The organism is Pseudomonas reactans (genome assembly GCF_013385825.1).
GTDB classification, from domain to species: Bacteria; Pseudomonadota; Gammaproteobacteria; order Pseudomonadales; family Pseudomonadaceae; genus Aquipseudomonas; species Aquipseudomonas reactans.
In genome coordinates, this window is record NZ_JACAPG010000021.1 from 227,378 (window position 1) to 246,621 (window position 19,244).

A 19,244-nucleotide genomic window follows, 5' to 3' on the forward strand; every position below is an offset into this window, starting at 1 on the left:
AGTGCCTGCACTGGCCTCATCGCCGGCAAGCCGGCTCCTACAGTTGGAATGCGATTACCTGTAGGAGCCGGCTTGCCGGCGATGGCGGCCTACAGGTCACCACTGAGGCCGGTGTGAACCCAATTCCCCAGCCGGTAAGTCCCACTGCAACGGCGTGCCGCTGATAGCGACCGGTGGCAACAATCGATGTGCTTGGCCCCACGCTGTCTGTTCCGCCAACAGGCCTTGATCTGTTGGCTCTTCGGCGCGCAACGCTGGCTGCTCCGGCACCTGTCCCGCCTCTACCAGCAACTTCGCCGTCCGCGCCAATGACAACCGCGCCGAACCTCCACGCCCGGTTTTCAACCGCTCGCTCAATGCCTGAATCGCACTGGCCGCCATCAAATACCCGGTGGCGTGATCCAGCGCCTGCAACGGCAGGGGCAGCGGTTTGTCCGTCTGTTTCCAGGCCATGCCAGCGGCGGCGATTCCGCTGCTCATCTGCACCAGGCTGTCGAAACCCCGGCGGTTGCGCCACGGGCCGCTCCAACCGTAGGCGTTGAGGCTCACGTCGATCAGGCCGGGGGCGAGGGTTTGCAGTCCATCGGCGGTGTAGCCCAGCTGTTCCAGGGCATCGGCGCGGTAACCATGGAACAGGATGTCGGCATCCTTGAGCAGGCCTTCGAAAACCTGTCGGCCTTCCGGGCTTTTCAAATCCAGGCGGGCGCAGCGTTTGCCCAGGGTCATTTCCGGTACTACGCCGGGCTCATTCCAGGTGGGCGAATCGATGCGCAGCACGTCAGCACCCAGGCCTGCAAGAAAGCGACTGGCGACGGGGCCGGCCAATACACGGGTCAGGTCCAGTACCTTGAGGCCCGCCAATGGCCGCGCAACCGAGCCGAGCCAGGGCTTGTCGGTGGTGGTTGCAAAGGTCTGGCGCTGCACCAGTTCTTCGGCATTCACCGCCAACCCTTGGGGATGCGCCTGCCAGGCTTGCCAGTCACGCATCTGCGCGGCGCAACCGCCCTCATCGACAATCGCCTGTTCCAGTTCGGCGGCATTCCATTTGGCAACCTTGGTGGCCATTTCAGCTCGGTCGGTCACCTTGCCGAGTACACGCTCGGCCGCTGCGCGGTGATGGGGCGCGTTGGTGTGCAGGCGAATCCAGCCATCGGCGCTGGCGTAGTCGCCGGCCACTGGGTCCCACAGCGGGGGTGTTTCCCAGCCTACCGGGCGGATCGAAGAAGAAAACCAAAAGGACGCGAGGCGCCGGTCCACGCTGACGCTGGGCAGGCGCCCGGTCTGTTGCTGGATCAGTTGCGCCACCGCTTGGCCGGCAGCGCCGATGCTGGCGCTGGCCAGCTCAGTCACGGCGAAGGTCGAGGGCAGGGCGCCGGCTGAGGTAAAGGCCAGTGGCGTTTGTGGTAGAGCGAGTGCGGCTTGGATGGGAGTCAGCAGGTCAGTCATCAAAGGCCCTCCATAAGAGAAGGGCCACTATAGAAGATCATCAGGCCGGTGTGACAACCCCAGGTTCCAATGGCAGGTCGATGCTGGCAACAAAACCGCCGTCAGGATGATTGGCCAAGATCAGGCTGCCACCATGGCGTTCGGCGGCGCGACGCGCTATCGCCAGGCCCAGGCCATGGCCTTGTGCGGTCTGGCCGGGGGCACGGTAGAAGGGTTCGCCGAGCTGGCTCAAGTGTTCGGCCTCAACGCCGGGGCCGTGGTCGCGCACGCTGATCAGGATCCGATCACCCTGGCGCTGGGCGTGCAGTTCAATCGGCTGGCCCTGCGGATTGAAGCGTTGGGCATTGCGCAGCAGATTATCCACCGCGCGTTCGATCATGGTCGGCCAGCCCTTCAGGTGCAGGTCGGTATCGGCGTTCAGTTGCACGAGCTGGTCCGGCGCGCCGAGTTGGGCATCCTTTTGCAGGGTCTTGAGCAGGGAAGTGAGGTCAACCTCTTCGGCGCTGGCGTTATCGGCATCGACACGGGCCAGTACCAGGATTTCGCTGATCAAGGCTTCCAGTCGGTCGCACTCACGGGTCAGGCGCGGCCAGAGTTTTTCCCGCTCTTCGGGACTGGCGCGTTCGGCCAACGCCAGGGCGATACGCAGACGGGCCAGGGGCGAGCGCAGTTCGTGGGACACGTCGCGCAGCAACTGGCGCTGGCTGCCGATCAGGCTTTGCAGGCGGGCGCCCATGCGGTTGAAATCGGTGGCCAGCACGCCGAATTCGTCGCGACGGTTGGCCAGGCGCGCCAGGCTGTTTTGCTGATAGGTGGCTTGGCCAAGGTCGTGTACCGCGCCGCGTAAACGGCTGAGGGGACGGGTGATGGACAGCGTCACCAACAGGCTGAACAGGGTCAGCACCACCAGCGCAATCGCCAGCGCGCTCAGCGGCCACAAAAGGCTGCTGCGGTGCCAGGCGTCGAGTTCCGGGTGGGGGATGCGGTAGATCAGCAGGTAGGTGTCGCCGGTCTTTTCGCTGGTGTACTCGGCCGTCAGGCGACGCCAGGGCAGGTGACCGTCCTGGCTGTCATTCTGGCGCGCTTCGAAGGCGGCTGCGCGGCGCGGAAAGGTGCCGCGCACCACCGGCTCGCCGCTTTCATTCAGCACCTGCACGTCGATGTGGTACTGGCGCTTGCGCTGTTGCAGCAGATCCTGGGCCGCGTCCTCACCCTGGGTTTCGTAGAGTTGGGTCCACTCTTCGGCCAGGTTATTGAGGCCGGGGTGACGGCTGAGAATCCACGCATCTTGATTGAGCATGTGCCCAAGCAGGATCGACAGCCCGGCAACCAAGGCGATGGCCAGCCAGAAACTGGCCAGGATGCGCCAGAACAATGAACGCACAGGAAACCCTCAAACAGGAAAAGCCCAGTGGCGGTGGCCACTGGGCTGGGAGCGTTAACGCGGGTGCATTATTGCGCTTTTTGCGGCTGTTGCGCTTTCCAGGCCTGGAATTCCTTCCATTCGGCGCGACGCTGTTCCTGCTGCTTGACGATCTCGTCGAACTTCTTCTGCTGGTCAGGCTTGAGCACCGCACGGATATCCGCTTGGGTTTTCTGCTTGCCGGCGGCGATTTCGTCCTGCATGGCTTTCTGGTCAGCGGCTGGCAGTTTGTCCAAGTACTTCTTGGTCAGGTCTTTGCGAGCGTGCCATTGGTCGCCCATCAACTTGCCGATCTGCTGGCGCTGTTCCTTGCTCAGGTCCAGTTGGCTGAAAGCGCCGCCTTTGCCACGCGGACCGTGTTCACCGCCGTGGCCCGGGCCACCCATCATGTGGCCTTCCGGGCCGCCCATCGGGCCTGGGCCTTCAGGCATTGCCGCCATGGCAACGGTGGGCAGGGCAGCGGCGAACATCAAAGCGATAAGGGTCTTGCGCATGGTGATTCTCCTGTCTCTATTCCGGTGAGTCCGGATGTGAGTAGATTACGGAGATCAAGGTCAGCGGCGGTCAGGTGTGGGTAAAGCTTGGGTAAAGACGATTTGGATGGGCGCTGACAAAACCAGGAGCCCAGGGCTCCCGATTTCAAAGGCTGTAATAGTAGCCACGGCTGCGCAACGCCACGATCCGTGGCCGGCCATCCGGGTGTGGGCCGATCTTTTTGCGCAGGTTGCTGACGTGCATGTCCAGGCTGCGATCGTAAAGGGTCAGCTTGCGGCCCAAGGCGATCTGCGCCAGTTCCTGCTTGTCCAGCGGTTCGCCAGGCTGACGTAGCAAGGCTTCCAGCAGGCGGCTTTCGGAAACGGTGAGGGCGAACTCCTGTTCGTCGATGCTGACCACACCGCGCACCGGGCTGAAGCACAGGTCGCCCAATTCCAACTGGGTCGACACGGCAGCCGGATGGCTGCGCCGCAAAACGGCACGCAGGCGGGCGGTCAGCTCGCGTGGGTCGCAGGGCTTGGCCAGGTAGTCGTCGGCACCCAGCTCCAGGCCGAGGATGCGGTCCAGCGGTTCACCACGGGCCGAAAGCATCAGCACCGGCAGTTCCGGGTGGTCGTTGCGCAATTGCTTGAGCAACTCAAGGCCACTGCCGTCGGGCAGCATCACGTCGAGCACCACCGCAGCCGGGGCACTGTCGGCCAAGGCTTTGCGGGCGCTCAAGCCGTCATGGCAGGCACGCACCTGAAAGCCTTCCTGGCTCAACCAACTGGTCAGCAGCTCGCAGAGCTCCTGGTCATCATCTATCAGTAACAGCTCGCTCATGACTCACTCAATTTAGCCATTGTCGACGGCGACGGTGCCCACCACTGGCGAAGATCCCGCACAGCAGGGCGATCAGTGCGACGGCCCCGCCGGTGACGAACCATTGCTGTTGCTCGGTCAGCCAGCGGGTCAAGGCGCCGCCCTGTGTCTCTTTGAGTTGCTGGGCCAGGCGTTGGTTCTCTTGGCGAAGGCGACTCAATTGGGCGCTCTCGCGGCCAGCATCTGCGCTTTGCAGTTGCTTGCTCAGTTCTTCACGCTGGCGTTCGCTTTCTTTCAAACGTTGCTGCAACTCGGTGATCTGGGCGCCGGCACTCAAGGACAGGGGCGTGGAACTGCCGGTGTTCGAGGTTTCTTCAGCGTGGGCCGTAGCCCCGATCATTACCACTGCCAACAGACACAACTGACGTAAGCGCATCGGAACTCCTGATTCCACACGAATATTCAGAACGTTGTCGGCAGGTTACCGAGAATAATGAGCAATTAGGAGCGCGCCGAACTGAAATGGTTCGCGCGACCTGAGTCAAGGCAGGACTTGCTTGAACGGCTTGATCACGACGTCCGCGTAAACGCCGGCCGCCACATAAGGATCAGCCTTGGCCCAGGCCTGGGCATCGGCCAGGGAGGCGAACTCGGCAACGATCAGGCTCCCGGTCAAACCCGCATCGCCTGGGTCGTTGCTGTCTACCGCCGGGTGCGGGCCGGCCAGCACGATACGGCCTTCGGCCTGCAGCTGCTTGAGGCGCTCGACATGGGCCGGGCGTACGCTCAGGCGTTTTTCCAGCGAGTTGGCCACGTCGGTGGCAATGATGGCGTAGAGCATGTCAGTCCTCGGTTTTAGGCGTGGTAGGGGCAACGTCATGCAGGTGGCGCGACAGGTAGATACCCTGGCCTACCAGGAACAACACGGTCATGGCCAGGCTGCCGAACACTTTGAAGTCGACCCAGTAATCCTGGAAGGTAAAGGCCACGAACAGGTTGGCAGCGCCGCAGAACAGGAAGAACACGATCCAGGCCACGTTCAAGCGTGTCCACACCGGCTCCGGCAGGGTCAGCGCATGGCCCATGATTCGCTTGATCAGCAGGCGATCACCGATGAAGTGGCTGCCGGTAAACACCAGCGCGAACAGCCAGTTCACCACCGGCGCTTTCCATTTGAGGAAGGTTTCGCTGTGGAAGGCCAGGGTCAGTCCGCCGAATACCAGGCAGGCGATGAGGGTGAGCCATTGGCTTTTTTCCAGCTTGCGCTGGGAGATGAAGATAGCGCCGTAGACGACGATAGAGCTGATGATCAGGACGGCGGTGGCGCTGTAGATGCCCCCGAACGACACTGGGTGACCGGCGATATCGATGACCCTGGGGTCGAGTTTGGTAACGATGAAAAACAGCAACAGCGGGATGAAGTCGATGAATTGTTTCACAGTAAGAGCCAGAAGCTGGATGTGGCGGCATAATAACAAACATCCTTGGTAGCGAAAGCGCCAGCTGACTTGAGGTTACACATCCCCGTGAATGTTGATTTGCACTGCCACAGCACGGCCTCCGACGGCGCCCTGGCGCCCGCGGTACTGGTTGCGCGTGCGTTTGAAAAAGGCGTGCGAGTCTTGGCGTTGACCGACCACGACACCCTCGAAGGCCTCGACGAAGCCCGCGAAACCGCCCATTCACTGGGCATGCAACTGGTCAACGGCGTGGAATTGTCCTGCACCTGGGGCGGCGCCACCATTCATGTGCTCGGCTACGGTTTCGATCAGCAGGCCCCGCCGCTGGTGCAGGCCATCGCCGATTTGCACGATGGCCGCTGGCTGCGGTCCGAAGAAATAAGCCGCAAGCTCAGCCTCAAAGGCATGCCCAACGCCCTTGATGGCGCCCGCGCCATCCAGCAGGAACTGGGCGACAGCGGCAATGCACCGGCCCGGCCGCACTTTGCCGACTGGATGGTGCGTGAAGGGTTCGTCAAGGATCGCGCCGAAGCCTTCCGCAAATGGCTGGGCGCCGGCAAGTTGGGGGATGTGAAGCAACACTGGCCGACCCTGGAAGACACGGTCGGGACCCTGCGTGCCTCCGGCGCCTGGGTCAGCCTGGCGCATCCCTGGCATTACGATTTCACCCGCAGCAAGCGTCGCAAGCTGATCAGCGACTATATTGGAGCGGGCGGCCACGCGATCGAAGTGGTTAATGGGCACCAACCTGCCGAGCAGGTCGGCAGCCTGGCGATCCTTGCCCGCGAATTTGGTCTGCTGGTCAGTGCCGGCAGTGATTTTCATGGTCCAGGTGGGTGGTCCGAAATCGGCGAGTATCGCCAGGTACCCGAAGACCTGCCGCTCTTGTCGGGGCGATTCAAGCATGACCCCATTACTGCCACCGTCTGAACAGGTAGAACACGTGAGTCAATTCTTCCAGATTCATCCGGAAAACCCCCAGGCGCGCCTGATCAAACAGGCCGTCGAGATCATTCGCGCCGGCGGCGTGGTGATCTACCCGACTGATTCGTCCTACGCCATCGGTTGCCAGATCGGCGACAAGGGCGCGGTAGAGCGTGTAAGACGCCTGCGCCAGTTGGACGACAAGCATAACTTCGCGCTGATCTGCAGCGATCTGTCCCAGCTTGGGCTGTTCGCCAAGGTCGATACCGGCACCTTCCGCCTGCTCAAGGCCCACACGCCGGGGCCCTACACCTTTATTCTCAACGCCACCCGCGAAGTGCCGCGCCTGCTGTTGCACCCGAAGAAGCGCACCATCGGCCTGCGGGTGCCGGAACATCCCATCGCCCTGGCGCTGCTGGCCGAACTGGGTGAGCCGCTGATGAGCGTTTCGCTGATCCTGCCCGGTGAAACCGAGCCGCTGTACGATCCGTACGAAATGCGTCAGTTGCTGGAAAAGCAGGTCGACCTGATCATCGACGGCGGCTACGGCGGCAACAAAGCCTCCACCGTGATCAACCTGGCCGACGGCGAACCCGAGGTGATCCGTGTGGGTTGCGGCGACCCGGCTCCGTTCCTGGTCGAGGCCTGAATGTCAGCCGTGGAAACCGTTGATCCCCAGGCCGACGCCCAGCAGGAACTGCCGTTTGCCATGGTGTACGGCCAAGCGGTCATGGAAATGCCCCTGGATCTGTACATTCCGCCGGACGCCCTGGAAGTCTTCCTTGAAGCTTTCGAGGGCCCGCTGGACTTGCTGCTGTACCTGATTCGTAAACAGAACATCAACATCCTCGACATCCCTGTGGCGGAAATCACCCGCCAGTACATGGGCTATGTCGAGTTGATGCAGTCGGTGCGCCTGGAGTTGGCAGCCGAGTACCTGGTGATGGCCGCCATGCTCGCCGAGATCAAGTCGCGCATGCTGCTGCCACGCTCTGAAACGGTGGAAGCCGAAGAAGACGACCCGCGCGCCGAACTGATCCGCCGCCTGCAAGAGTACGAACGCTTCAAGGCCGCCGCCGAAGGCATCGACGGCTTGAGCCGCGTGGGCCGCGACGTCGTAGTGCCCAAGCTCGACGCCCCCGAAGCCCGCGCGCGCAAGCTGTTGCCCGACGTGAGCCTGGAAGAACTGCTGATGTCCATGGCCGAGGTGCTGCGCCGTGGCGATATGTTTGAAAGCCACCAGGTCAGCCGTGAAGCGCTGTCGACCCGCGAGCGCATGAGCGACGTGCTGGAGCGCCTCAAGGGCGGCGGTTTCGTACCTTTTGTCGAGCTGTTCACCGCCGAAGAAGGTCGCCTGGGAGTGGTGGTGACCTTTATGGCGATCCTTGAATTGGTCAAGGAATCCTTGGTCGAGCTGGTCCAGAATGAGCCTTTTGCGGCTATCCACGTGCGGGCGCGAGCCGAATAAAGAGCTGAATCGATGAATCTGACTGAACCCCGCGAACTGGCGCCGTTGCTGGAAGCCTTCCTACTGGCCTCAGGTAAGCCGCAATCCCTGGAACGCCTGTTCGAACTCTTTGAAGAAGCTGAGCGCCCTGAGCCGCCGGTGTTCAAGAAGGCGCTGGAGATCCTGCGCAAGTCCTGCGATGGCCGCGCCTTTGAACTACGCGAAGTGGCGTCGGGTTACCGCCTGCAGATCCGTGAGAAGTTTTCCCCGTGGGTCGGCCGTTTGTGGGAAGAGCGTCCGCAACGTTATTCGCGGGCGATGCTGGAAACCATGGCGCTGATCGCCTATCGCCAGCCGATTACGCGTGGCGAGATCGAAGATGTGCGGGGCGTGGCGGTCAACAGCCATATCGTCAAGACCTTGCTGGAGCGCGAGTGGATCCGCATCGTCGGCTACCGCGACGTGCCCGGCAAACCAGCGATGTTCGCCACCACCAAGGTGTTTCTCGACCATTTCAACCTGAAAAACCTCGACGACCTGCCGCCGCTGGCCGAACTGCGCGAGATGGAAGCCGAGCCGGTGCTCGATTTCGACGACGCACCCGTCCCGGCGAGCCTGCAGGAGTTGGCCGACGCCACGGCCGAGCCGGAAGAGCCGAAGGACGAGACCAGTTTTCATACGTTGTTGCTGGAATTGGACGACATGGAGCAGGGCATCAAGACTGACTTCGACGACCTGCTGCGTGACGGGGCTGCCGAGCCGCAAACCGAGCCGAGTGTCGACGTGGAGCCTGAAATCGAACCTGAGTCCGAACCCGAGGAAGACATCCTCGGCGTCGCCGAAGCCCGCGAAAAACTCCTCGCCGCCGTCGCCGCACTGGAACAGCCGCCCCTGAGCGACGAAGAAGACGAAGCCCGCGCTCTGGCCGAAGCCATCGAAGCCGAACGCCGCCAGTTTGAAGACTGACACCCTCTGCCAAACACCACCGCCCCCTGTAGGAGCCGGCTTGCCGGCGATAGCCCCCGAATAGACACTGCCGGCCTCAAGGCCGCCATCGCCGGCAAGCCGGCTCCTACAGGGTCACCGGTCGGCGGAAAAAAACGATGACTGGCCACTATTCAACTAGTCTCTGATGCGCAACGCGCACCATGCGCGTATGATTCGCGACCCTTTGCCGATCTGTTCGGCCAAAGCCCCGCTTTCAACACTCTTCAGGCCACGCCTGAATCGACCCACCGGGAGGTGCTTAAGATGAACGACAAAGACCAGAACGACAGCCAGGAAATCGGCCCAGCAGGCGAAAAACTGCAGAAGGTGCTGGCGCGTATCGGCGTGGGCTCGCGCCGCGACGTCGAAGCCTGGATCACCCAGAAGCGCATCAAGGTCAACGGCGTCGAGGCCACCCTCGGCCAGCGCGTCGACCTGCACGATGCAATCACCATTGATGGCAAGGTCATCAAGCGTGAAGAGGCCGCCGAATCGGTGCGCCGCGTGATCATGTACAACAAGCCGGACGGCGAAATCTGCACCCGTGACGACCCGGAAGGCCGTCCGACCGTGTTCGACAAGATGCCCAAGCCGAAAGAAGGCCGTTGGATCAACATCGGACGCCTGGACATCAACACCACCGGCTTGCTGATGTTCACCACTGACGGTGAGTTGGCCAACCGCCTGATGCACCCGTCCTACGAGATGGACCGCGAATACGCCGTGCGTGTGCGTGGCGAAGTCGATGACGAGATGATCGAGCGTTTGAAAGCAGGTGTTGTCCTCGAAGACGGCCCGGCCAAGTTCACCGACATCAAGCAGGCGCCAGGCGGCGAAGGTTTCAACCACTGGTACCACTGCGTGGTGATGGAAGGGCGTAACCGCGAAGTGCGTCGCCTGTGGGAATCCCAGGGCCTGGTGGTCAGCCGACTGAAACGCGTACGTTTCGGCCCGGTGTTCCTGAACTCCGACCTGCCGATGGGCCGCTGGCGCGAAATGAGCCAGTACGAAGTCGACATCCTCAGTGCCGAAGTCGGCCTGACGCCGGTCGCGATGCCGCAGATGAACGCCAAGAGCAAAGACAAGCTTGAGCGTATGCAGCGTAAATCGTCGCGTCCTGTGGCGCGCACCGAGCGTGTGGCCCGCACCCTGCGTCCGGCGCTGAATGCACCGGCTACCGGCGGTCGTATCTCCCGTGAGCCGCAGATCGAAGGTGAGCGTCGCCCAACCGCGCCATCGCGCCAGGAAGGGGAGCGTGCGCCACGTGCACCGCGCCCTGCTCCGTCGGGTGGTCGCAGCAACCGTGGTGAAGCCGATCGTCCAGCCGACAACGCCAGCACCAAGCGTCCAGCCAAGCCGGCGGCGAACAAGCGCCCTGGCCCGAAACTGGTCGCCGACGAGCCGTCGGGCAAGCGCCGTGGCGCCCCGGCCGGTTCGGGTCAGCGTCCTGGTTTTGGTCGCAAGAAGCCGCAGTGATGCGCTAAATGCGGCACAAAAACGCCAACCCTCGGGTTGGCGTTTTTTTTTGCACCGTATTCATGGCCGGCGCCTCCCCCCTGTAGGAGTCCGGCTTGCCGGCGATGGCGCCAGTCAGTCTTGCGTGTGGCTCAAGGGCACCATCGCCGGCAAGCCGGGCTCCTACAGGGGGGAGGCGGTGTGTTTAGAAGGCAAAAGTGCCGTCGAATACCGGCTTGTCATCCAGCGCCAACACCCCACTGGCAAAGATCAGGTCCAGGTGATGACTGCCTTTTTGCCCGCCCCCCAAACCCAGGTGCAACCCGCAGTGGCGCTCCTCAAACCCGGCATTGCGCGCATACAGATCTTTCACGCCTTCATTGGTGCCAATCCCCAATTCCTCGACGCGTCGATTCGACGGGTTGGCATTCAGGTACTTGTTGAAATCATCTGCCAGCCCCGGCACGTCACTGGCCACGCTGCAGATGGTCGAGTTCTCGATCCACAACTCCAACGGTGACTCCAGCACGCCATATTTACGCGCGAAGGGGATAGTGCTGAGAAAGGTGCCGACAAACCGCACCTGGCCATTGATGGCCTCGCTGTGGGTGGCGATTTCGCCGGGGGCCAGGTCGTGGTTGCCGATGCCGTTGATGTTGGTCCACTTCTTGATGCTGCTCATCGGCGCTTCCAGGCGTGAACCGTGCTTGTCGGTAAAGCTCAACACGGTGGCTTGGGACATGCGTCGGATCAGCGTGGCATTGAGGTCGGCAATGCGCTGGGGTTCGACGCTGAAGGTGTCGTAGAAGTAGTCGCCGTAATCCTTGAACAGCAGGGATTTTTTCCAGTGTTCGGCCATCACGCCCTGCAGGGCGCGGATGAAGTCCGGGCCTTCGGCGCGAGGGTTGGGCAAGGTGGAAGAGTCGTAGAGAAACAGGTAGAGGTCGCAGGCTTCGATGGCCTCGGCCAAGGTGTCGCTGGCGGCCAGCTCCAGGCGCTGCACCTGGAAGTTGAAACGCGCGGCGCTGCTGTGGGTGATCGCCTGGGCGATGGCGTCGTAGCGCTCGGTTTGGCCCAGCAGCACGGTGGGGCGGCTCAGGCCATTGAGGGCCGGATGGTGCGCGAGGTAGTAGAGAAAGTGTTCGACGGCGCGGGCCTTGTCCATGACGTGTTTCCTTCTGTGCCTTGGGTAAGGAGGCAGATGCCGTGCACAGCACCTGCCGGATGCCTGCCGATATTTAGAATGGCCACATCGCGGTGCCGAACGGCACGACGGCGTCGGCTTGCATCATTTCAACGGCGGCCTCATGGGTCGGCGCTTCAAACCAATCGTCGAGTTGCAGTTCGGTTTCCAGGTCGTTTTCCAGTGCTTGCATGGTGTATCTCCTAGAGGACGTTGTTTGAGAACGGCTTGCCAACGGGCTTCGCTGGCAAGTGGGAAGAACCTAGGAGAGAGTGTTTCAAAATGCAAAATTTTTATTGACACGGTTTCATTTGGATTTTTTGTTCTGTTTTTCGGGTTTGATTTTTTCTTGAGGAAATTCAGGTAGCTGCGGAAGCTGGGTTGTAGGAAATTTCCGAGCGACAATTTTTCTTCAGATCACGGCTGTAACGTTAATTTTCCATGCTGTAACGATTAATTTACGAGAAAATGGCGGCATAATTGCTCGGCGCTACCCCGTAAGGATTTGCTGACAGATCGTCGCACACGCCCCTTGGGGTCGGCCGCAAGCTGTCGAGCGGTGTACAATCCGCCGCGTTTTACTGTGACCCCCTTGCGTAATCACGCAAAAGGCCAAGACCTCGGGGTTTACCCACCCTGATCACTCCGCCTGGCCACGAGCCGGACGGGTTCGATTTCGTCACAGATAAAAACAAACAGGTGACGCATGACCGTTAGAAAGACGCTGTACTCCTGGTGCCTGCGCTGGGGTTTGAGCGGCGCTGCTTGAGTCGGTAATTCAAGGCAGCAACCTGCATTCAACATCATCAAACCTTGCGTGAGAGCCTTTACATGAGTGTTCCTCCTTCCTCTTCAGGCGAGCTGAAACGCGGCCTGAAAAACCGGCATATCCAGCTGATCGCCCTGGGTGGCGCCATCGGCACCGGCTTGTTCCTCGGCTCGGCCGGGGTGCTCAAATCCGCCGGCCCGTCGATGATCTTGGGCTATGCCATCTGCGGCTTCATTGCCTTCATGATCATGCGCCAGCTCGGCGAAATGATCGTCGAAGAGCCGGTTGCCGGCTCCTTCAGCCACTTTGCCCACAAGTACTGGGGCGGTTTCGCCGGCTTCCTGTCGGGCTGGAACTGCTGGATCCTGTACATCCTGGTGGGCATGTCGGAGCTGACGGCCGTCGGCAAATACGTGCACTACTGGTGGCCGGAGATCCCGACCTGGGTCTCGGCCGCAGCCTTCTTTGTGCTGATCAACCTGATCAACCTGGCCAACGTCAAAGTCTTCGGTGAAGCCGAGTTCTGGTTTGCCATCATCAAGGTGGTGGCCATCGTCGGCATGATCGCCCTGGGCAGTTATCTGCTGGTCAGCGGCAGCGGCGGGCCACAGGCCTCGGTGACCAACCTGTGGGAGCACGGCGGTTTCTTCCCCCATGGGGTCGGTGGGCTGGTGATGGCCATGGCAATCATCATGTTCTCCTTCGGCGGCCTGGAAATGCTCGGCTTCACCGCCGCTGAAGCGGACCAGCCACGCACGGTGATTCCGAAAGCGATCAACCAGGTGATCTACCGCATCCTGATCTTCTACATCGGTGCGCTGGTCGTACTGTTGTCGCTGACTCCATGGGACAGCCTGCTGACCACCCTCAACGCCTCCGGCGACGCCTACAGCGGCAGCCCGTTCGTGCAGGTGTTCTCGATGCTGGGTAGCAACACTGCTGCGCATATCCTCAATTTCGTGGTCCTGACCGCAGCGCTGTCGGTGTACAACAGCGGCACCTACTGCAACAGCCGCATGCTGTTGGGCATGGCCGAGCAGGGCGATGCGCCCAAGGCCTTGGCGAAGATCGACAAGCGCGGCGTACCGGTACGCTCCATCCTGGCGTCGGCGGCGATCACCCTGGTGGCGGTGCTGATGAACTACCTGATCCCGCAACACGCGCTGGAACTGCTGATGTCCCTGGTGGTGGCCACATTGGTGATCAACTGGGCGATGATCAGCTTCTCGCACTTCAAGTTCCGCCAACACATGAATCGTACCGGGCAGGTGCCATTGTTCAAGGCGCTGTGGTACCCGTACGGTAACTATGTGTGCCTGGCGTTCGTGGTGTTTATCCTGGTGATCATGCTGATGATCCCGGGGATCCAGGTGTCGGTGTACGCGATCCCGGTGTGGGTGGTGTTCATGTGGGTGTGTTACGGCATCAAGAACAAGCGCGTTGCGCAGCGAGCCTTGGAGGTGGCTGCTCCAGCAGTGAAGTGAGGCGTGTGTGAGATAAACCAAACCCGGCCTTGTGCCGGGTTTGTTGTTTCAGGAATGGGCGCGCGCATTCGCGTATCCTTGGTTGCCCCCACAGAGGTTTCCGCTGCCCATGCTGGTGATTTCCAACAACGTCCACCTACCCGACGCCGAGATTGAGCTGACCGCCATTCGCGCCCAGGGTGCGGGTGGGCAGAACGTCAACAAGGTGTCGAGCGCCGTGCACCTGCGCTTTGATATCCCTGCGTCGTCGCTGCCTGAGTTCTACAAGGAGCGCTTGCTGGCGCTGCGCGACAGTCGTATCACCAGCGAGGGCGTTCTGGTGCTCAAGGCCCAGCAATACCGGACCCAGGAGCAGAATCGCGCGGATGCGTTGGAGCGTCTGGTGGAATTGATCCTCAGCGCCACCAAGGTGGAGAAGAAACGCCGACCGACCAAGCCGACCCTGGGGTCGAAGAAGCGCCGCCTCGAATCCAAGACCAAGCGCGGCAGTATCAAGGCCGGGCGTGGCAAGGTCGACTTCTAGTCGCCACGCGCCTCGCGGGCCTTGGGTGCCTGACGGTACAGGTACAGGCTCAGCAGCAAACCACCCAGGGCGGCGAGAGCGGCAAACAGGAAGATCGACGCAAAGCCGAAGCCGGCTGCCACAGCCCCGGCGAGTGGTCCGGTGATGCCCAGTGATAGATCGATGAACAGCGAGTAGGCGCCCACCGCCGAGCCGCGGCTGGACGCCGGCACCAGGTTGACGGCTTCGACGCCCAAGGCCGGAAAAACCAGGGAAAAGCCGAATCCACTCAACGCCGCGCCGGCCAGGGCCAGGTTTGCGTCCGGTGCCAACCACAGCAACAGCAGGCCGAGGATCTCCACTGACAAGCAGGCAATCGCCACGCGAAAACCGCCGATCCGGTTGATCAGGTTGCCGAACAACAACCGCGCGCCGATAAAGCTGGCGCCGAACAGGCTCAGGGCCCACACCGCGTTATCCCAATGCTGGGTGGTGTAATACAAGGTGATGAAGGTGGCGATGGTGCCAAAGCCGATGGAGCCCAGCGCCAAGGCGCAGCCGTGGGGCAATACGCGGCCCAGCACGTTCATGAAGGGCAGGCGCACGCCGGCAACAATCGGTGCGGCGACTTTGTTCCAGGCCAGCAGCAGGCCGACGATGGCCAGCAGGATGATGCTGACACCCATGCTCCACAGTCCGAAGTTTTTTACCAGCAGTACCCCGAGCGGCGCGCCCACTGCCAGCGCGCCATAACTGGCGATGCCGTTCCATGAGATGACCTTGGCGGTATTCTCTGCGCCGACACGGCCAATCCCCCAGCCAATCGAGCCCGAACCCACCAGGCTTTCGGCGCTGCCAAGGACCAGGCGGCCGATCAACAGGCTGCCCAGGCTCAAGGCCGGCAGGCTTGCGAACCACGCAGCCAGCAGCATGAACACACCGCTCAAGCCGCAGCCCGCCAAACCGATCAACACCGCGCGCTTACTGCCCAGGTTATCGATGATTTTGCCCGCATACGGTCGGCTCAGCAGGGTGGCCAGGTATTGCACGCTGATCACCAGGCCGGCAATCACCGCGCCGTAACCCAGTTCACTGTGGACATAGCCCGGCAGTACGGCGAGGGGAATACCGATGTTCAGGTAGCCAATGAAGGTGAACAACACGATGGAAACAACTTGCAGCGTGACCGCCATGGGGCGCTGGGTATCGGGCATGGGAAAGGTCCACTGTCGCGGCAGGTAAAGATAGGCTGCTAATGATACCGGTGGTTTGGCTCGCGCAGGGCGGTAAAACGCAAAAACCTCAACTCGGAAAGACGTCAGGCTTGGGTAGGGGCGAGCAGTTGGGTGGTGACCAGGGCGGCCAGGGCGTTTTCCTGGGTGCCGAAACGCTTGAGCAGCAGCGCTTGTTTATCGGCGCTGAGGCGGTTCCAGATCTCGACCATCTGCAAGGCGGCGTCGAGTACGGCGGTGTCCGGGTTATCGGGGAGGGTATCGGTCATGGCGGGCGTCTCGATGGGTTCAGGCAGTGTGGAAAGCGCTCAAAGCTGCGCTTTCCACACGGTCTGGTACGGCGTCAGTCCTGGCTTTCGCTGTCGACTGGTTTTGCTTCTTTGGCCTCAGGCTGTTTGTCACTGGCCTGCTGCGGTGTTGGCTGCTCTGTTGGGTGCAGGCTTGGGAAGGGGAGATTAGGTATCTCGTGCATCGTCGTCGCTCCTCGCAAGGTCTGTTTTTTCAATCGCAGGTGATTCCGCGCTCTCAAAAAGCCTTGGCAGGATACAGCACTGCAAATGACAAAAAGATTTTAATGTCGGCAGATGGATGAACTTTCATCGTTTAAACGGTCGTTCGGTTAGAACGGCACCTTGCCCAGGATCATGTCGCGGTACATCACGAAATCCCCTAAAAGGCTGTAGAACGGGTGTTGAAAGGTCGCTGGGCGGTTCTTTTCGAAGAAGAAGTGGCCGATCCAGGCAAAGCTGTAACCGGCAATCGGCAAGGCGATCAACAGGAGAAGCGAACCTCTGCCAATGGCATACGCCAAAATGCCGATCACCAGCGTGGTGCCGATAAAATGCAGGCGTCGGCACGTGCTGTTGGCGTGCTCGGCCAGGTAATAGGGGTAGAACTCAGCAAAGCTGTTGAATCGCTTGACGTTTTCCACGGTGACCGGCCCTTTGATTGTTGTGCCGCCCAACAGATGTTCGGCGGGGAGCTTATTTGAGTCTAGAGTGATCAGTGGTAACAGCCAGTGACAATAGATGCCACTTTAGTATCCTTGGCTTCCTGGCTGCCGTTTGAGCCTGCTTTATTAAGAAGACGCCATGAGCGAACGAACAACTTCTGCAAGCTGGGCGATGGGGATAGTCAAAGCATTGGAAATGGACGGCCTGGATTGCCGCGCCTTGTTCAAGCAGCTCGGCCTCGACTATGCCGCCCTGAGCGATCCCGATGCGCGGTTTCCGCAGGATTCCATGACCCGCCTGTGGCAGCGGGCAGTAGAGCTGTCGGGCAACCCGGCGATCGGCCTGAACATGGGCAAAGTGGTGCGCCCGGCGTCATTTCATGTGGCCGGTTATGCGTTGATGTCCAGCAACACCTTGGCCGAAGGTTTTATGCGGCTGGTGCGCTACCAGCGGATCATCGCTGAAAGTGCCGACCTGAGTTTCCGACTGATCCCCGAAGGTTATGCGCTGATTCTGACGGTACACGGTGACCACCTGCCGCCTACCCGGCAAAGCGCCGAAGCCTCGCTGGCCAGTGCCTTGGCGCTGTGCGGCTGGCTGACCGGCCGCACGCTGCAACCGCGCAAAGTGGTGCTGCAAGGTGAGCAACCGGCGGACCTGGCCCCGTACAAACAAGCCTTCCATGCGCCGCTGGAGTTCAACGCGCCCTATGATGCGCTGATTTTCGAGCAAGCCGACATGGACGCGCCGCTGCCCACGGCCAACGAAGCCATGGCCCTGCTGCATGATCGATTTGCCGGTGAATACCTGGCGCGCTTTTCGGAGAGCCGCGTGACCCATAAGGCGCGGCAAGTGTTGTGCCGCTTGCTGCCTCAGGGCGAGCCCAAGCGTGAAGTGGTAGCCCAGACGCTGCACTTGTCCCAGCGCACCTTGCAGCGGCGCTTGCAGGAGGAGGGCACCAGCTTCCAGACCTTGCTTGATGACACCCGTCGCGAACTGGCCGAGCAATACCTGGCGCAACCCAGCATGACCCTGCTGGAAATTGCCTACCTGCTGGGCTTTGCCGACCCGAGCAACTTCTTCCGCGCGTTTCGACGCTGGTTTGATGCCACGCCCGGCGAATACCGGGCGCGGTTGCTGGAAGTGTCGGGCGTCAGTGGCGCCAAAACGCCGGAATGCACAGAACAAAGACCGTAATGATCTCCAGCCGGCCGAGGAGCATGCCCAGCGACAGGATCCACTTGGCCGCATCCGGCAGGCTCGCAAAGTTGCCCGCCGGGCCAATGGTTTCACCCAGGCCTGGGCCTACACCTGAAACGGTACTCGCGGCGCCGGTCAAGGCAGTCATCCAGTCCAGGCCGAGCAGCGACAAGGCCAGGGCAATGGCGCAGATGGTGATGGCGAAGAAGAACGAAAAGGTCAGGATCGAGCGTACGATTTCTTCGTCAAGACGGTGGCCGTTGTACTTCTGCTTGATCACCGCACGTGGGTGAATCAGCTGGTTCAAGTTGGCCTTGAGCAGGATATAGGCGACCTGGAACCGGAAGATCTTGATCCCGCCCGCCGTGGAGCCCGAGCAGCCGCCGATAAAGCCCAGGTAGAAGAACAGCATCAGGGAGAAGTTGCCCCACAGGCTGTAGTCTCCCAGTGCAAACCCTGTGGTCGTCACCACCGACGTGACGTTCAGCGCCACATGACGCAGCGCGTCCAGCCAATGCAGGTTGGTGGTCCACCAGTACCAGGTGCCGAGCACCAGCCAGGTCACGATCAACAAACCGAGCAGGCCTTGAACCTGTTGGTCCTTGATCAGCGCCCGACGGTTGCCGCGCAACGTGGCCACATACAGGGTGAACGGCAAGCTGCCGAGGATCATCACCACCACCGCCACCCAGTGCACTGCCGGTTGTTTCCAGTGCGCCAGGGACTCATCGGAGGTGGAGAACCCGCCGGTGGAAATCGCCGACATCGCGTGGTTGATCGCATCGAACAACCCCATCCCAGCCCACCAGAACGCCAGGCTGCCGAGGATGGTAATGCCCACGTAGGCCGCCACGATCAGCCGCGCCACCATGTGCGAGCGGGGCATGACCTTTTCCGAGCGGTCCGAGGACTCGGTCTGGAACAGGCGCATGCCACCGATGCGCAGCAGCGGCAGGATCGCCACAGCCATGCCGATAAAACCGATGCCGCCGAGCCAGTGCAGCAGCGAACGCCACATCAGAATGCCCGGCGACATGGCATCCAGGCCGCTCAGTACCGTGGAGCCGGTGGCGGTGATGCCGGACATGCTTTCAAAAAACGAGTCGGTGTAGCTGATGTGCTGGGTCAGCAGGAACGGCAGCGCAGCAAAGATACACACCACCACCCAGCTACTGACGGTCAGCAGGTACATGTCCCGCGGGCGCAGGTGCACATGCTCGGGACGACCGGGGATCACCAGCGCCAGGCCGGCGATAAAGGTGATCATGCTGGCCCACAGGAACGACGGCAGGTCGCTGGTGCGTTCGAAGATCACCAGGGTGGCCATGGGCACGACCATCGCGATCGCGAGGGTGATCAGGAAGATGCCGATGATGAAACCGATGATGCGCAGGGTCGGCAACGCCATGAAATTCGCTCGAGATAGGGCAGAGGCGCCATTCTACCTGGGGGGCAGGGCATGTAAACCACGCTCGCATTGACC

At 61.4% G+C, this 19,244-nt stretch carries 21 protein-coding genes; 8 read left to right on the forward strand and 13 right to left on the reverse strand.

The window, feature by feature from the left end; genetic code table 11:
• Positions 1-96: 96 nt before the first annotated feature.
• The 7 genes from HX868_RS25670 to HX868_RS25700 all read right to left on the reverse strand — a co-directional run bounded on the left by HX868_RS25670 (position 97) and on the right by HX868_RS25700 (position 5,604).
• Positions 97-1,446 (reverse strand): CoA transferase, encoded by a 1,350-nt coding sequence (locus tag HX868_RS25670; protein ID WP_177004779.1) that lies wholly within the window; start codon positions 1,444-1,446, stop codon positions 97-99.
• A 40-nt stretch (positions 1,447-1,486) separates the two neighbouring features.
• Positions 1,487-2,830: an ATP-binding protein gene (locus HX868_RS25675; protein ID WP_177004780.1), complete on the reverse strand. Its 1,344-nt coding sequence runs from the start codon at positions 2,828-2,830 to the stop codon at positions 1,487-1,489.
• Between the two features lie 68 nt (positions 2,831-2,898).
• Complete coding sequence (locus tag HX868_RS25680) at positions 2,899-3,363, reverse strand: LTXXQ domain protein (RefSeq protein ID WP_177004781.1); 465 nt, start codon at positions 3,361-3,363, stop codon at positions 2,899-2,901.
• A 145-nt stretch (positions 3,364-3,508) separates the two neighbouring features.
• Complete coding sequence (locus tag HX868_RS25685) at positions 3,509-4,186, reverse strand: response regulator transcription factor (protein WP_003193803.1); 678 nt, start codon at positions 4,184-4,186, stop codon at positions 3,509-3,511.
• Between the two features lie 7 nt (positions 4,187-4,193).
• Positions 4,194-4,601, reverse strand: coding sequence for an SH3 domain-containing protein (locus HX868_RS25690; RefSeq protein ID WP_177004782.1), 408 nt, complete (start codon positions 4,599-4,601; stop codon positions 4,194-4,196).
• Positions 4,602-4,706: 105 nt separating this feature from the next.
• Positions 4,707-5,006 carry a YciI family protein gene (locus HX868_RS25695; protein WP_177004783.1) on the reverse strand — a complete coding sequence of 100 codons (300 nt, stop codon included), beginning with the start codon at positions 5,004-5,006 and terminating at the stop codon, positions 4,707-4,709.
• A gap of 1 nt (position 5,007) precedes the next feature.
• Complete coding sequence (locus HX868_RS25700; RefSeq protein WP_016975424.1) at positions 5,008-5,604, reverse strand: septation protein A; 597 nt, start codon at positions 5,602-5,604, stop codon at positions 5,008-5,010.
• Between the two features lie 87 nt (positions 5,605-5,691).
• Here HX868_RS25700 and HX868_RS25705 point away from each other — a divergent pair, with 87 nt between their 5' ends.
• From HX868_RS25705 to rluB, 5 genes are all read left to right on the forward strand, one after another.
• Entirely contained in the window at positions 5,692-6,555 is an 864-nt protein-coding gene (locus HX868_RS25705; RefSeq protein WP_177004784.1) for a PHP domain-containing protein, read from the forward strand.
• 13 nt (positions 6,556-6,568) lie between these two features.
• Positions 6,569-7,198 (forward strand): L-threonylcarbamoyladenylate synthase, encoded by a 630-nt coding sequence (locus HX868_RS25710; RefSeq protein ID WP_177004862.1) that lies wholly within the window; start codon positions 6,569-6,571, stop codon positions 7,196-7,198.
• 120 nt (positions 7,199-7,318) lie between these two features.
• On the forward strand, positions 7,319-8,017 hold the full coding sequence (locus HX868_RS25715; protein WP_164365898.1) for a segregation and condensation protein A: 699 nt from the start codon (positions 7,319-7,321) through the stop codon (positions 8,015-8,017).
• Between the two features lie 12 nt (positions 8,018-8,029).
• Entirely contained in the window at positions 8,030-8,962 is a 933-nt protein-coding gene (gene scpB / locus HX868_RS25720) for an SMC-Scp complex subunit ScpB (protein WP_177004785.1), read from the forward strand.
• Positions 8,963-9,247: 285 nt separating this feature from the next.
• The gene (rluB, locus tag HX868_RS25725) at positions 9,248-10,459 is read left to right on the forward strand and encodes a 23S rRNA pseudouridine(2605) synthase RluB (protein ID WP_025858414.1); all 1,212 of its coding nucleotides are present in this window, start codon (positions 9,248-9,250) and stop codon (positions 10,457-10,459) included.
• 184 nt (positions 10,460-10,643) lie between these two features.
• On the opposite strand, the gene HX868_RS25730 is transcribed toward rluB, so the two are convergent.
• Both HX868_RS25730 and HX868_RS25735 read right to left on the reverse strand, forming a co-directional pair.
• On the reverse strand, positions 10,644-11,603 hold the full coding sequence (locus HX868_RS25730) for a CgnE/CgnB domain-containing protein (RefSeq protein WP_177004786.1): 960 nt from the start codon (positions 11,601-11,603) through the stop codon (positions 10,644-10,646).
• Between the two features lie 73 nt (positions 11,604-11,676).
• A complete protein-coding gene (locus HX868_RS25735) occupies positions 11,677-11,814 on the reverse strand; it encodes a hypothetical protein (protein ID WP_003175756.1) in 138 nt (45 codons plus the stop codon).
• A 638-nt stretch (positions 11,815-12,452) separates the two neighbouring features.
• Between HX868_RS25735 and HX868_RS25740 the strand changes: the two genes are divergently transcribed.
• Positions 12,453-13,874 carry an amino acid permease gene (locus HX868_RS25740; RefSeq protein ID WP_177004787.1) on the forward strand — a complete coding sequence of 474 codons (1,422 nt, stop codon included), beginning with the start codon at positions 12,453-12,455 and terminating at the stop codon, positions 13,872-13,874.
• Between the two features lie 109 nt (positions 13,875-13,983).
• Positions 13,984-14,397: an alternative ribosome rescue aminoacyl-tRNA hydrolase ArfB gene (arfB, locus tag HX868_RS25745; RefSeq protein ID WP_016975416.1), complete on the forward strand. Its 414-nt coding sequence runs from the start codon at positions 13,984-13,986 to the stop codon at positions 14,395-14,397.
• On the opposite strand, the gene HX868_RS25750 is transcribed toward arfB, so the two are convergent.
• The 3 genes from HX868_RS25750 to HX868_RS25760 all read right to left on the reverse strand — a co-directional run bounded on the left by HX868_RS25750 (position 14,394) and on the right by HX868_RS25760 (position 16,539).
• Entirely contained in the window at positions 14,394-15,590 is a 1,197-nt protein-coding gene (locus HX868_RS25750) for an MFS transporter (RefSeq protein ID WP_177004788.1), read from the reverse strand. The genes arfB and HX868_RS25750 overlap by 4 nt on opposite strands.
• Before the next feature lie 104 nt (positions 15,591-15,694).
• Positions 15,695-15,877, reverse strand: a complete 183-nt coding sequence (locus HX868_RS25755; protein ID WP_095017413.1) for a hypothetical protein — start codon at positions 15,875-15,877, stop codon at positions 15,695-15,697.
• Positions 15,878-16,227: 350 nt separating this feature from the next.
• Positions 16,228-16,539, reverse strand: coding sequence for an Mpo1-like protein (locus HX868_RS25760; protein WP_038851615.1), 312 nt, complete (start codon positions 16,537-16,539; stop codon positions 16,228-16,230).
• 160 nt (positions 16,540-16,699) lie between these two features.
• Between HX868_RS25760 and HX868_RS25765 the strand changes: the two genes are divergently transcribed.
• Positions 16,700-17,758, forward strand: coding sequence for an AraC family transcriptional regulator (locus HX868_RS25765; RefSeq protein ID WP_177004789.1), 1,059 nt, complete (start codon positions 16,700-16,702; stop codon positions 17,756-17,758).
• Here HX868_RS25765 and HX868_RS25770 read toward each other — a convergent pair.
• A complete protein-coding gene (locus HX868_RS25770; RefSeq protein ID WP_016975411.1) occupies positions 17,715-19,169 on the reverse strand; it encodes a TrkH family potassium uptake protein in 1,455 nt (484 codons plus the stop codon). The genes HX868_RS25765 and HX868_RS25770 overlap by 44 nt on opposite strands.
• Between the last annotated feature and the right edge of the window lie 75 nt (positions 19,170-19,244).